The 14,019-nt window shown below is 35.3% G+C and carries 10 protein-coding genes; 8 read left to right on the top strand and 2 right to left on the bottom strand.

The window, feature by feature from the left end:
• The first annotated feature begins 654 nt into the window (after positions 1–654).
• The 4 genes from A8L32_RS22390 (at position 655) to A8L32_RS22375 (ending at position 4,550) form a co-directional block, all read left to right on the top strand.
• A complete protein-coding gene (locus A8L32_RS22390; protein WP_075591609.1) occupies positions 655–1,386 on the top strand; it encodes a polyprenol monophosphomannose synthase in 732 nt (243 codons plus the stop codon).
• Between the two features lie 51 nt (positions 1,387–1,437).
• Complete coding sequence (locus A8L32_RS22385) at positions 1,438–2,781, top strand: dihydroorotase (protein ID WP_075591607.1); 1,344 nt, start codon at positions 1,438–1,440, stop codon at positions 2,779–2,781.
• Between the two features lie 12 nt (positions 2,782–2,793).
• Positions 2,794–3,303 carry a hypothetical protein gene (locus A8L32_RS22380; RefSeq protein WP_075591606.1) on the top strand — a complete coding sequence of 170 codons (510 nt, stop codon included), beginning with the start codon at positions 2,794–2,796 and terminating at the stop codon, positions 3,301–3,303.
• Positions 3,304–3,470: 167 nt separating this feature from the next.
• On the top strand, positions 3,471–4,550 hold the full coding sequence (locus A8L32_RS22375) for an alkene reductase (RefSeq protein ID WP_075591605.1): 1,080 nt from the start codon (positions 3,471–3,473) through the stop codon (positions 4,548–4,550).
• A 43-nt stretch (positions 4,551–4,593) separates the two neighbouring features.
• Here A8L32_RS22375 and A8L32_RS22370 read toward each other — a convergent pair whose 3' ends face one another.
• On the bottom strand, positions 4,594–5,865 hold the full coding sequence (locus tag A8L32_RS22370) for an aspartate kinase (RefSeq protein ID WP_233145521.1): 1,272 nt from the start codon (positions 5,863–5,865) through the stop codon (positions 4,594–4,596).
• A gap of 158 nt (positions 5,866–6,023) precedes the next feature.
• Between A8L32_RS22370 and fbp the strand changes: the two genes are divergently transcribed.
• From fbp to mfd, 4 genes are all read left to right on the top strand, one after another.
• Positions 6,024–7,037: a class 1 fructose-bisphosphatase gene (gene fbp / locus A8L32_RS22365; RefSeq protein WP_075591604.1), complete on the top strand. Its 1,014-nt coding sequence runs from the start codon at positions 6,024–6,026 to the stop codon at positions 7,035–7,037.
• A gap of 97 nt (positions 7,038–7,134) precedes the next feature.
• A complete protein-coding gene (locus A8L32_RS22360; RefSeq protein WP_158027284.1) occupies positions 7,135–8,502 on the top strand; it encodes a sensor histidine kinase in 1,368 nt (455 codons plus the stop codon).
• Positions 8,480–9,469, top strand: coding sequence for a CAP domain-containing protein (locus A8L32_RS22355; RefSeq protein WP_143525204.1), 990 nt, complete (start codon positions 8,480–8,482; stop codon positions 9,467–9,469). Before A8L32_RS22360 ends, A8L32_RS22355 begins: the two co-directional genes overlap by 23 nt.
• A 67-nt stretch (positions 9,470–9,536) precedes the next feature.
• Complete coding sequence (gene mfd, locus A8L32_RS22350; RefSeq protein ID WP_083631469.1) at positions 9,537–12,890, top strand: transcription-repair coupling factor; 3,354 nt, start codon at positions 9,537–9,539, stop codon at positions 12,888–12,890.
• Here mfd and A8L32_RS23585 read toward each other — a convergent pair whose 3' ends face one another.
• Positions 12,891–13,964, bottom strand: coding sequence for an ATP-binding response regulator (locus A8L32_RS23585; protein ID WP_075591600.1), 1,074 nt, complete (start codon positions 13,962–13,964; stop codon positions 12,891–12,893). It lies immediately after the preceding gene.
• Positions 13,965–14,019: the final 55 nt, after the last annotated feature.

Raw genomic sequence — 14,019 nt, 5'->3', positions numbered from 1 at the left:
CATCTCAGTTTGTATCACACCTTTCGTTCAAAGCGGGTGCAAAGATAAACACTTTTCATTTTAACTTCCAAAAAATATTTTACTTTTTTTTGAAAAAATTTTACTCTTCATATTTGATTGTTTTTTCAATCAACACAAGAGCTCAATAAGTCAGTTTGAATAGCGCCTTTCTTTTAAAGCGGGTGCAAAGATAAGTGACTTTTTATTTGTTTTCAAAATTTTATTCTCACTTTATTTCACATCCTTAAGATCCTCGATAATTACTCCCTCGAAAACAAACACTTAGGGCGATATTTTTTTTTCATCTAAAAAAAATCAAACATTTAATACTGGATATTTTAAATATAAGCATATACAAAACACTCCTTATTTTATGCTTCCCCCCTGCGTTAGGGATTGAAGAGAATACCCCACAGCGCTATTCCATATATATACTACATTACATATATACCGCTACATTATATAATACTAGCACTCCTCGCTCATAAAACTTAGCGAGGAGTAGTAACGTAAAGCCCGCCCCGAAATACGCGTTTCACCTATGGAAAGATATCTGATTGAGGGGAACGCCCTAAAGAAAATTGTATAAAATCATACTATGTTACTACGGTTGTTATTATATTCGTGCTTTCTTTTAATATAAAGTCATATAAAGTGAGCGATAGTTTAGTTATTATACCTACCTACAACGAGAAGGAAAATATTGAATCTATTATTGATGTTGTATTTGCCTTACCTAAAGAGTTCCATATTTTAATCATTGAAGATAATTCGCCCGATGGAACTGCGGACATTGTTAAACGATTGATGACAGAAAAGTACGAGGGCAAACTACATATATTAGAACGCAAAGGAAAACTAGGTTTGGGAACGGCATACTTAACTGGTTTTAAATGGGCCATTGACAAAAAGTATGATTACATTTTTGAGATGGATGCAGACTTCTCTCACCCTCCTGAGAAACTGATTGCACTATATGAAGCTTGTAAAGAAGGTGCAGATCTGGCGATTGGTTCGAGATACAAATCGGGTGTTAATGTGGTTAACTGGCCTATGGGCAGAGTATTGATGTCGTATTTTGCTTCGGTTTATGTTCGCTTTATTACTGGCATGAAGATTATGGATACTACTGCAGGTTTTAAATGCTACCAACGACACACCTTAGAAACCATTCCTTTAGATAAGATTAAATTGAAAGGATATGCTTTTCAGATTGAAATGAAATTTACTACCTGGAAATATGGATTCAACATTTCGGAGGTTCCGATTGTTTTTACAGATAGACAAGTAGGAACTTCGAAAATGAGCGGTGGTATTTTTAACGAAGCCGTTTGGGGAGTGATTAAAATGAAAGTAGCTAGTTGGTTTAAAAAATACGAACGATAGTTACTGGATTTTACTAAACTAATTCATTTAAAGCGTTAACAAATAGGTAGTATGAGCTTGACATTAATCAAAAACATTAGAATTATAAATGAAGGCACCTCATATGTGGGTAGCATTTTAATTGCGGCGGATAAGATTGAACGTATATATAAAGAGGGCGAGTCTTTACCTGTTGCTGATAATATAATAGACGGAGAAGGTAAACTATTGCTTCCTGGCGCTATTGACGATCAGGTTCATTTTAGAGAGCCAGGCCTAACACACAAGGCTGAAATTTTTACGGAGGCAAGAGCAGCCGTTGCTGGCGGCATCACCTCATTTATGGAAATGCCCAACACCAAACCTCAGGCTACTACGCATGAAGTTTTAGAAGATAAATACACCCTAGCTTCGCAAAGGTCTATTGCTAATTACTCTTTTTATTTAGGAGCTACCAATGATAATGTAGACGAGATTATTAAAACAGACCCAACAAAAGTTTGTGGGGTTAAAGTGTTTATGGGTTCTTCTACTGGTAATATGTTGGTAGATAATGAAAAAACATTAGCCGAAATTTTTTCCAAAGCACCTACATTAATAGCCACACATTGCGAAGATGAAGATACTATTGTTGCTAACATGGCAGCTTATAAAGAAAAGTATGGTGAAGAAGTTCCTTTTGAGATGCATCATTTAATCCGTTCGGAAGAGGCTTGTTATAAATCATCATTAAAAGCATCGACCCTAGCACGTAAACACGGAGCTCGTTTGCACATTTTGCATTTAACTACTGCTAAAGAGCTTGAACTTTTAGACAAAGACATGCCTTTGGAAGATAAGAAAATTACTGGAGAAGCTTGTGTACACCACCTTTGGTTTAGCGATGAAGATTACAAAAAACATGGAGCCAAGATAAAATGGAATCCTGCCATCAAAACGAAAAAGGATAGAGATAGCTTAAGGGCTGCATTGAAAAATGGTAACCTAGATGTTGTTGCTACAGACCATGCACCTCATACTAAAGAAGAAAAACAAGGCACATATTTTAAAGCTCCATCAGGAGGCCCCTTAGTTCAACACGCCATGGTAGCCATGTTAGAAATGGTAAACCAAGGTGTTTTCACTTACGAACAGGTGGTGGATAAAATGAGTCATGCCCCTGCTGTTTTATTTAGAGTTGAAGACAGAGGATACATTAGAGAAGGTTACAAGGCCGATTTGGTTATTGTAGAGCCAGAATCGAAATGGACCGTTGCCGAAGGTAACCTATATTCGAAATGTGGATGGAGCCCTTTTGAGGGACAGGATTTTTCACATTACGTGAGTCACACTTTTGTGAATGGACACCTTGCATACCACAACGGTATTTTTAACGACGATAAAAAAGGTGAACGATTAAGTTTCAGAAAACAATAAAATAAGAATCGCATGTTGAGAAAGGTTAACTATCGTACCACTATTAAATGTATTACATTTTTTACTTTTCTACTTTTTTGCGCTACAGGATGTAATGATAGGAAGTCTGAAAAAACTTCCTATCAACAATCTGATATTGTGTGGGCAGATACCATTACCTATGAGGTTCTGATTAGCAACCCTGATAGTTTGAACCAATGGGAATCCTTAAAAGTAAAAGATGTTCGACAAGCAGATTTGGTGAATAGTCTTTTTGAGATGGTATATACCGGAAAGAAAAAAGCATACCACTACTACAACAATGAAGCTTTAGATATAGATGATATTAAAGCCTTGGAAGATGACATCAACTTTAATAGAGATAGAGTTGGAAAACTACAATTTAAGGAAACCTGGGTTTACAACGAAGATTCAAAAAGGCTGGAAAAGAGAATTCATTCTATCCTGATTGCTTATGAATTATACAACGATTACAACGAACTCAGAGGTTACAAAGCCGCTTTTTATTTAAAAGACTTTTAATTATAAAGTAAAGCTGAACCAACTATTTAGATAAACTTTCGATTATTATGGTTATATCTTTCCTAACCACCCTCAACTTATAATCTACATTTCTCTCAAAACTTTTACTAAAGCATGCTGTTTTAAATTAAGTTCTCTCATGTAGAATCTTATTTAAAATTATTATCATGTTATTATACTCCAACTATCAATTGGGTACCATTACTCTAAAAAACAAAGCAGTAATGGCTCCTATGACACGCAACCGCGCTATCAAAAATATTCCGAATGAATTAATGGCTAAATATTATGGACAGAGGTCGGGCGCTGGTTTAATTATTACAGAAGGTACTGCTCCTTCGCCCAATGGATTGGGATACGCTCGAATACCTGGCATATTTAATGATGCACAAATTAATGGATGGCGCTTAATTGCAGACCAAGTCCACCAAAAGGAAGGTAAAATATTTATGCAAATCATGCATACTGGCAGAGTATCTCACCCAGACAATATGGAAGAAGGTACTTGCATCATGGCACCTTCGGCCGTGGCTTTAAGTGGGGAAGTACATACGGATAAAAATGGAATGCAAAGCTACCCTACTCCAAAAGAAATGACATTAAGTGATATTGAAGAAGCTCAAAATGAATTTGTGCAAGCTTCAGTTAATGCTATTAAAGCTGGAATAGACGGCATTGAACTGCATAGCGCCAATGGTTACTTGCTAGATCAATTTATTAACCCTTGCACCAACAAACGAAATGATAATTACGGCGGTAGTATAGAAAATAGGTGTCGTTTTGTGATTGAAGTAGCTCAGAAAGTAGCATTGGCTATTGGTAAAGATAAAACGGGTATTCGTTATTCGCCTTATGGTGTTTTTAATGATATGACTGCCTTTGATGATATAGAAGAAACATACGAGTTTTTAGCCCAAGAGATGAATAAGATTGGCATCGTTTATATTCATTTGGTGGATCATTCAGCCATGGGAGCTCCGGAAGTTCCTGTGTCAGTAAAAGAAAAAATACGAGCAGCATTTTCGGGAACTATCATTCATTGCGGTGGCTACAACTCTGAAACGGCTGAAAAAGATCTTAAAAACAGCAACGCTGATTTGATTGCCTTTGGACGCCCTTTTATTTCTAACCCAGACTTGCTTGAACGTTTTAAGAAAAGCATTCCCCTAAAAGAAGGCGACTTCGACTCCTTTTATTCGCCAGATGAAAAAGGATATACGGATTATAAAACGGCCAACGAAGTGTAATATTATATATTGAAAGGCCAGTTAAATGACTTGGCCTTTCAAGTTAAAACTTCCACTCACTACACTTCAACACATAGCGTGCGGTATTGCGACTCAATTGCGCATCAACTATTTCTTTACCTATTGTCACTTTATCCACAGCCTTATCAGTATAGTTTCGCACAGTCACCAATTCTACATTCTCATTATATCTAACTACAAAGTCTTTTTGCAAAGCTTCTATCAGCTTAGATACATTACGCACATTATTTACACAGACAGAGAAATTAAGTGCAGAATTCTGCATTAAATTAATTTTGACTTTATGTTTACTGAAAAATGTAAATATGTCACTTAAATTATCTTCCAATATAAACGAAAAATCTTTCGGTGAGATGGTAATAAAAAGCTGATCTTTCTTTAGGATAAAAACAGGAACCTCTACCCCACTCAACTCAACCGATTGTATGACCGTTCCTCTCGCCTGGTCATCGACAAAGGATTTTACGAATAGCGGAATATTCTTATTCTGCAAAGGCTTTAAAGTTTTTGGATGAATAACCTGGGCTCCATAATATGCTAACTCAATGGCTTCGGGATATGAAATTTCATCGAGCTTTTCAGCAAATGGATACCAGCGAGGATCAGCATTCAGCACGCCAGGAACATCTTTCCATATCGTCAAGCTATTGGCATCTAATATATGCGCCAATACAGCACCCGAATAATCCGACCCTTCTCGCCCCAGCGTTGTGGTAATATTATTAATGGTTGAACCAATAAAACCTTGAGTTATAAAAACACTATTATCATCAAACTTTATTTTTGACTTTACAAACTGAGAACTTAAGCCCCAATTAATACCTGCATCTCTATAATTTTCATCGGTCTTTATCAGCTTTCTTATATCCAACCAAGTATTATTAATTTTTATTTTACGGGCGTAAGTACTTACTATTTGTGTAGACAATATTTCCCCAAACGGAACTATCTGGTCATATTCAAAATCATAATCCAATCCGGGGTGCTGTTGAACACGTTGCCATAATTTATTTAAGAGTTCATCAAACTGAGCTAAAAATGGATCATCCGACTCAAACAAATCGTTTACAATTTGGTTATGATAGTTGACAACGGTTTCATATGCTATTTTTATATGAGTTTGATCTTGCTTTATAAAAGCATCCACTAATTCTTCCATAGCATTAGTGGTTTTACCCATGGCAGAAATAACTACAACCAAATTATTTTGGCAGTTATTTATAATGTTACAAACATTTTTAATGCCTTTTGCATCTTTTACTGAAGCTCCTCCAAACTTATAAACTTGTATCATAACACAAACAAATTATTAAACCTTTATCAAAGGTAATAATTACAAGACTTTAATAATTGATATTACTCAAACTTAGTTTGTGATTATTATCATCTAAGAACGAAAAATATTTACGTATTATAATACCGAAATAAATTACCCAAAATAAAATCAATTTTATGAATCAATTTGAAGTTGTAACGCTGAGTGAGTTTATCTTAAATAGTCAATCACAATTCCCGCAAGCCGAAGGGGACTTATCGCACCTATTACACCACGTAGGAACGGCAGCCAAAATTGTTAACCGTGAAGTAAACAAAGCAGGACTAGTAGATATACTAGGAGAAATGGGCACGTCTAATGTGCAAGGTGAAGATCAAAAGAAACTCGACATTTTTGCCAATGATCATTTTATTAACTCCCTGCACTCCTGTGGAGAAGTTTGCGCCATAGCTTCGGAGGAAAACGAAAGCTTTATCCTTTTTGATGATGATGTGGCCAGAAATGGTAAATACGTTTTTCTAATGGACCCTCTGGATGGCTCTTCTAATATAGACGTTAATGTTTCTATTGGTACTATTTTTTCTATCTACAAACGAAAAACTAAGGTGGGAGAAAAGGCCACCATGGATGATTTTCTTCAGCCAGGAACAGAACAAGTTGCTGCAGGATACATTTTATATGGTTCTTCTACTATGCTAGTATACACTACGGGTCAGGGCATCAATGGATTTACTTTAGACCCTTCTATTGGTGAATTCTGTCTTTCTCATAAGTTAATTAAGAACCCAGAAGATGGTGTTATATATTCGTTAAACGAGGGTAATTATTTAAAATTTCCTGCTGGCGTAAAGCAATATATTAAGTATTGCCAGGAGAAAGACGCCGCCACAAATCGCCCCTACTCATCTCGCTATATTGGTTCATTGGTTTCTGATGTACATCGAAATTTGCTAAAAGGAGGTATTTTTATGTATCCTATTACAGATAGTGCTCCTAAGGGAAAATTAAGATTACTATACGAATGCAACCCCATTGCTTTTATTATTGAGCAAGCTGGCGGAAAAGCTACTGATGGGAATCAACGAATCATGGAACTAACGCCTACTTCATTACATCAACGAACTCCATTTTATTGCGGTTCAACTAACATGGTGAATAAAGTAGAAGAGTTTATTAGGGTATTTGGCTGATAAAAGAAACTAAATCCATCTTAACAGCAGTAATTGTTGAGATGGATTTTTGCATCCAATTACTTAAATGCCGTATATTTGCCTACAGAACGTACATTTGGGAATATTAGTAATGGAGTATAATAGGGATAAGGGAGAAAGCAGGTTGGATTATATTCTGTGGCTTTTTGAAAGCAACAAGCATTATATACGTAATTTGCTTTTGTTATATACATGCTTCTATCCCATCTTTGCTTTACTCGACTACTACACCTATCCCAACACAGAGGCTTCCGTCATCAGTTTTCAAATGTTTGTTGGTGTACCCTTTTTAATAACGGCGTACATTTTAAGTTACGTTAAAAAGCTTAGGCCATACATACGTATCATCAATGCAACAGCATTATTAGCTATGAATTTGAATGTGGTATATATTTATGCCAATATAGATGCAAATTCAGTTGCGCTGGACACATATTATTCTGGACTAATGATTACTTTGGCCACCCTTGGGCTCTCAATGAGTTGTATTGGCATTGTTGTTATTTACGCCATAATATCTGCTGGTTCTTTTATTCTAGTATCTTGTCTGGTTCATCAACTACACATTCACGATTCACACTTATTTATCCGTTCCACAAAATATATACTTGAAGCTGCGGGAATGTTTGTGGTTATAAGCATTGTAATAGAAAGGTTCTCGTTTAAGCTATACAAAGCACAGAAAGGTATTTCTCTTGAAAAAGATTCGTTAGTTAATCAGAATGATGTACTTGAAAATTTAAATGATACCAAGGATCGTTTTTTTAGTATTATTTCTCATGATTTACGAAGTCCCTTTACCGCACTAATTGGATATTTTGAAATACTATTACGAAATAAAGACAAAGAGTTTAAGGTAAAAAAAGATGATATTCAGAAAATTTATCTGCACACACGACGCACGTATAACCTACTGAACAACTTATTAAATTGGAGTAAAGCTCAACTTGATCAGTACACCTTTGAACCCAAACAATACAACTTAAATGACATTTTTATTGAGAACGAATTGCTTTACAAAGAAATTGCGAATCAAAAAGAAATCGTTATCTCTCATCATTTCCCTGACAATGCAAGCGTATATTGCGACAAGGAAATGGTGATGACAATTATTAGAAATCTTATTTTTAATGCCATAAAATTTACCAAGGCGGGTGGAAATATCTATTTGAAAGGTATTGTAGTAGATGAAAACAAAATGGAACTGGCCGTAATAGATGATGGCATTGGTATTTCAGATGAAGATATTAAAATGATTCTTAATCCGAGTCAGCACTTTACCAAGGAAGGTACCTACAATGAAAAAGGGGCTGGCATTGGCTTGGTAATTTGTAACGACCTTCTAAAAAAACACCACTCCAAGTTACAAATTGAGAGTCGTAAAAATATTGGTAGCAAATTTTCGTTTATAATACCTATGCATGAAGAGAATGAAAACATCTAATTTTTACATACTACTATTTACGCTTACCTTTTCAATAGCAGGTTATGCTCAATCTCGTAGCAAGTCCAAAGTCGCAGAATACACCATCTCCAATAGCGATATGGAATATTATTTAGATTTAAACGACAAAGAACAACGATTGAGCGAATACAAAGATGACAAAACTGCTATCCTCATTAAACTAAATCAGCTTGCACACATTAATGCATCACGTAAAAAACATCAGGTTCAGTTGGTAAAATTAGATATTTTAGCTTGTAGGGTTGCAAATAAAATTGCCAAACAAGCAGCTCTTAATGGTTTTATGGGGCATTTTAACAAGCAAGGAGAATCACCCTATCATAGGTTTGCCTTTGCAGGAGGAACTGCTCATGTTTCTGAAAACGCAGCTGCTTTGCGTTCTGATGATTTTCTCCCTTCTTCCACCAAGGACATTCACTCGTATATGCAACAAGCCCATAATTCGTTTATGGCTGAGAGGAGACCTAACGATGGTCATAAGAAAAACTGCATAAATATTTTTCATAACTATGTTGGCTTAGGCTATTACCTTCACCAGGGTGAATTTAGGTATTATGAAGAATTTTTGGATAATTATATTGAGTTTGGAGATTTTCCACGTAAAGTCAAAAGTAATCAATCTTTTTCTATTCCAGTTAAACCTGTAAAAGGGAAATATTTCCATATGGCTCTGGCATATTACGAAAAATCTCCTTCCAAAATGTCAGCAGCTACCATTAATCGAATAATGGAATACAGTGATTTCACCAATGATATGGTTCAACAAATTCTTCCATGGGATTTAAACACAGAAAACACGAAAGGCTATACTCCATTACCATTCACATTCAAAAAGAAAGGTTTGTATTATATTCAAATTTATTTGGATGATAAACCTTACATATCGGGCACTGTTAATACCAAAGGAAAAGTGCAAGCTTCGGGTGTGGTGATTAAAGTGGAGTAAAGCTATAAATAACTGACCCTACATTTTCCAATAGAATAATTACTTTTGCACAAAAATAAATAGAAGCGTGAATCAGTCCAATATACTTTCCGAGTACCAAAACAATCCTATTTTTGAGCAATTAAAAGATGCCATTAACAAAAAGGAACAACATATATTTGTTTCCGGAACAACAGGATCTTTTAAAAGTGTAGTTCTTGCTAAGACGCTAGAAAACAATGCTCACTTAGCTATCTTAAATGATAAGGAAGAGGCTGCATATTTTTATAATGATTTGGCTCAACTTTTAGGCGAAGACGTGGTATACTTTTTACCTTCTACTTACAAACGATCGCCAGAATATGGAAATTTAGAATCCTCTAATATAATATTACGTACAGAGGCGTTAAATTATTTAGCCAACACAAAAAAGGCTGGTATTGTAGTCACTTACCCATTGGCTTTGTTTGAGAAGGTACCCACGAATTCACAACTAGAAGATGCTACGCTAAATATTAAAACAGGTGAGCAGTTGGACATCTCATTTGTTACCGAGGTATTAAATGAGTACCAGTTTGAGCGAGTAGATTTTGTATATGAACCTGGGCAGTTTTCAGTCAGAGGTAGCATTATTGATATATATTCATTTGCACATGAAGATCCTTATCGTATTGATTTTTTTGGTGATGAAGTAGATTCTATTCGCACCTTCGATTTAGAAAACCAACTTTCAAAAACCAAACTGAATGACATAGCCATTATTCCAAACTTAAGTACAGGAGATGGTTTGGAGCATATACCACTTTTAGAATTCTTAAATACAGAAACTAAAATATGGGCTTATGATATTGATTTCATCATAGAAAAAATAAAAGATGCACACCTAAAAATAGTACATCGAAACAGTCAGAAATCTGAGGACGAAACCATACCTTCTGCAAACCAATTTGTAAATGGAGATGATTTACAAAAACAACTTGCTTCAAAACAAAGCATTCAGTTCGGAAAAAAGAGCTATTATAAAGATGCGTGCGAAATAAAATTTAAAACAACTCCTCAACCTGCTTTTAATAAAAACTTTGATTTACTGGAAGAGGATTTATTAAGCAAAGAAGAGGGTGGCTACACTTGCTTTATTTTAGCCGACAACCCCAAGCAGCACGAGCGTTTAACGGCTATTTTTGAAGACAAAGAGAGCAAAGTGCATTACACAGCTCAGTCCAAAACTTTGCACGAAGGATTTATCGATCACGACCAGCAAAACTGTTTTTACACCGACCATCAAATATTTGAAAGGTATCATAAATTCAGCCTTAGAACAGATAAAGCACGAGTAGCCAAGCAAGCTATTTCTTTAAAAGAAATTAGCCGATTAAATCCAGGTGATTACGTGGTTCATATCGATCATGGAATTGGACGATTTGGAGGCTTGGTGAATCAGGAAGTAAATGGAAAAAGACAAGAAGCCATACGATTGGTTTTTAGAGACAATGATGTTTTACTTGTCAGCATTCACTCTTTACATCGTATTAGTAAATACAAAAGTAAAGAAGGCGAACCTCCACGTATTAATAAATTAGGTACAGCCGCTTGGCAAAAAGTAAAGGATAAAACCAAGAAAAAGGTTAAAGATATTGCTCGCGAGCTCATAGCATTATATGCACAGCGCAAGCAGGAACCTGGTTATGCTTTTTCTCCCGACAGCTATTTACAGACAGAACTTGAGGCTTCTTTTATTTATGAAGATACTCCTGATCAGGAAAAATCCACTCGACTGGTAAAAGAAGCTATGGAGAAAGAAACTCCGATGGACATGCTAGTTTGTGGTGATGTAGGTTTTGGAAAAACTGAAATTGCCATACGCGCGGCTTTCAAAGCTGTGGCAGATAACAAACAAGTTGCAGTATTAGTACCTACCACCATCTTGGCCATGCAGCATTACAATACCTTTAGGGAGCGCTTAAAAGATTTCCCTTGTGAGATAGATTATGTGAGTAGATTGCGTAAACCAAAAGAAATAAAGCAGGCGTTAAATAACTTAAAAAATGGAGAAGTAAATATTCTTATCGGTACGCATCGCCTCATCGGAAAAGATGTAGAATTTAAGGATATGGGACTTCTTATTATTGATGAAGAGCAACGATTTGGAGTTAGTATTAAGGAAAAACTTAAAAAGATAAAAATTAACGTTGATACCTTAACCTTAACAGCAACTCCAATACCTCGTACTTTGCAATTTTCGTTGATGGGAGCGCGTGACTTATCTATATTAAACACTCCTCCTCCGAATCGACATCCCATTCTTACCGAACTTCATACGATTAATGATGAAATAATTAAGGAGGCTATCTCGTACGAAATAGATAGAAACGGGCAAGTATTTTTTATTCATAACAGGGTTCAAAATATTTTTGAGGTTGAAGCCATGGTTAACCGAATTATGCCAACGGTTAAAACAGTTGTGGCGCACGGCCAAATGGAAGGTGGTCAATTAGAAAAAATAATGCTCGATTTTATTAATGGTGATTATGATGTACTTATCGCTACCACTATTATTGAATCGGGGTTAGATATACCTAATGCCAACACTATTATTATAAACAATGCAAATCACTTTGGCTTAAGTGAGCTACACCAGTTACGCGGACGAGTAGGTCGTTCGAACAAAAAGGCATTCTGTTATTTATTAGCTCCTCCACTAACCTCCGTAACACAAGAAGCTAGACGCAGACTTAAGATCATTGAAGAATTTTCTGACTTAGGAAGTGGTTTTAACATTTCTATGCAGGATTTAGATATTCGTGGAGCAGGTAACTTATTGGGAGGAGAACAAAGTGGATTTATTGCAGACATAGGTTTTGAAACTTATCATCGTATTTTAAATGAAGCTATTCTTGAATTAAAAGAAACGGAGTTTAAAGATTTATATAAAGAAGAAATCAATCAAGCCATAGATAAAAACATCAAGTTTGTTTCGGATTGCACTATTGAAACTGATGCCAAATTATTATTACCAGATGATTATGTAGAAAATGTGGCTGAAAGAATGCAATTATACCGTAAACTGGATGGCTTAAAAAATGAAGATGAACTTGATGCTTTCAAAAATGAACTAACCGATAGGTTTGGACAAATCCCTGAAACAAGTATGGAATTAATACAGGTTGTTCAAATAAGATGGAAGGCTATCGATCTTGGCATTGAGAAAATCATCTTTAAAAACAACAAGTTGATTATTTACTTTGTATCAAATCAAGAATCTCCTTATTACCAGTCTCCTGTTTTTACGGGCATCCTTGGTTATTTACAAACCAAATCAAAAGATGTTAAGATGAAAGAAAAAGGTGGAAAACTCAGTATGGTATTTCCAATTATTGATACCATCACTTCTGTAAAAACTATTTTTGACGATATCCACGATTCAATCTTTACCGAGAAATAATTATTCGCATTTCTCGGTTAAGATAACTTCGTGTAATTCGCCATTTACATCATTCATTAAAAATAAATCAAATTCAATTTCTTGATCATTTTTTAGAATAGCAACCACTTTTTGCTGATCTTCAATTATAGTTTCCTTACTGCTAAAAATGGATAACCATTCGTTATTATCTGCTAGCAAGGTTTCTAATTTAGCACCATCAATAGTCCCTTGATCCAATAGCTTTTCAGTATAGTTATTACTTCTTGTAACTTCTCCTCTATGATTTAAAACGAAACAGGCTTTTTCTCTATCGAACAAAGCTTTTTCATAAACTTTATTTCTTCTTTCGCTAGACTTACGTTCAGATACATCTCTAAAAAGAAGTTGAACAGATTGACGATTATTAAACTTCACCTTCGATCCTGTAATCTCAGCCCAATAGTAATCTCCGTGCACCGATTTCATTTTTGCTAAGAATGGTTTAATACGTTTATCATCCGTCATCGTCGATTCAAGAATTTCGCAAAACTCATCCATGCTTTTTTCCGCCACAAAATTCTTAATCGGAAGGCCCATTACGTCTTCAATATAATGTGTTCTGAATACATCTAAGCCTAATCTATTGAGGTAAGTAATCTTACCTTCATTAACAACCACTATAGCCATAGGTGAGTCAGAAATAAACTCTCTATACCCTTGCTCTCTTTCCTTTTGCTCCAGATCAACCTTGTGCTTAAAATAAGCCAAATCGATACTAATGCCCAATTCCTTTTTATTAATAGGCTTAACTAGGTATCCATAAGAATTTGATACTATGGCACGCTCAATAACAGGTGAAGTTGTGTCACTAGATATATATATAATAGGCACTTCTATTTCGCGCTTTAACATTTCAGCCGTCTGAATGCCATCTAAATCACCATCCAAATGAATATCCATCAGAATAACATCTGGCTTTAGCTCTTTACACATTTCAATAGCTTCTTTTCCAGAACTTGTTTTACCTACTAACTCATGTCCTAAATCGCGAAGAAACATGGTAAAAATGGCAGTTATAAAGCGGTCGTCTTCTACTATAAATATTTTTCTCATAATCTGTGCTCGTTTAATCCTTTCCGATACAAAGCTTTTTTACTAGTTTTGCAAT

It is taken from the genome of Labilibacter marinus, from assembly GCF_001659685.2.
GTDB lineage: Bacteria > Bacteroidota > Bacteroidia > Bacteroidales > Marinilabiliaceae > Saccharicrinis > Saccharicrinis marinus.
This window is presented reverse-complemented; position numbering and strand designations above follow the sequence as displayed.

Coding starts and splice junctions, on each gene's coding strand:
- A8L32_RS22380 (WP_075591606.1), top strand. CDS start 2,794: ATGTTGAGAAAGGTTAACTATCGTACCACTATTAAATGTATTACATTT.
- A8L32_RS22375 (WP_075591605.1), top strand. CDS start 3,471: ATGTTATTATACTCCAACTATCAATTGGGTACCATTACTCTAAAAAAC.
- A8L32_RS22355 (WP_143525204.1), top strand. CDS start 8,480: ATGAAGAGAATGAAAACATCTAATTTTTACATACTACTATTTACGCTT.
- A8L32_RS23585 (WP_075591600.1), bottom strand. CDS start 13,964: ATGAGAAAAATATTTATAGTAGAAGACGACCGCTTTATAACTGCCATT.
- fbp (WP_075591604.1), top strand. CDS start 6,024: ATGAATCAATTTGAAGTTGTAACGCTGAGTGAGTTTATCTTAAATAGT.
- A8L32_RS22370 (WP_233145521.1), bottom strand. CDS start 5,865: ATGATACAAGTTTATAAGTTTGGAGGAGCTTCAGTAAAAGATGCAAAA.
- A8L32_RS22385 (WP_075591607.1), top strand. CDS start 1,438: ATGAGCTTGACATTAATCAAAAACATTAGAATTATAAATGAAGGCACC.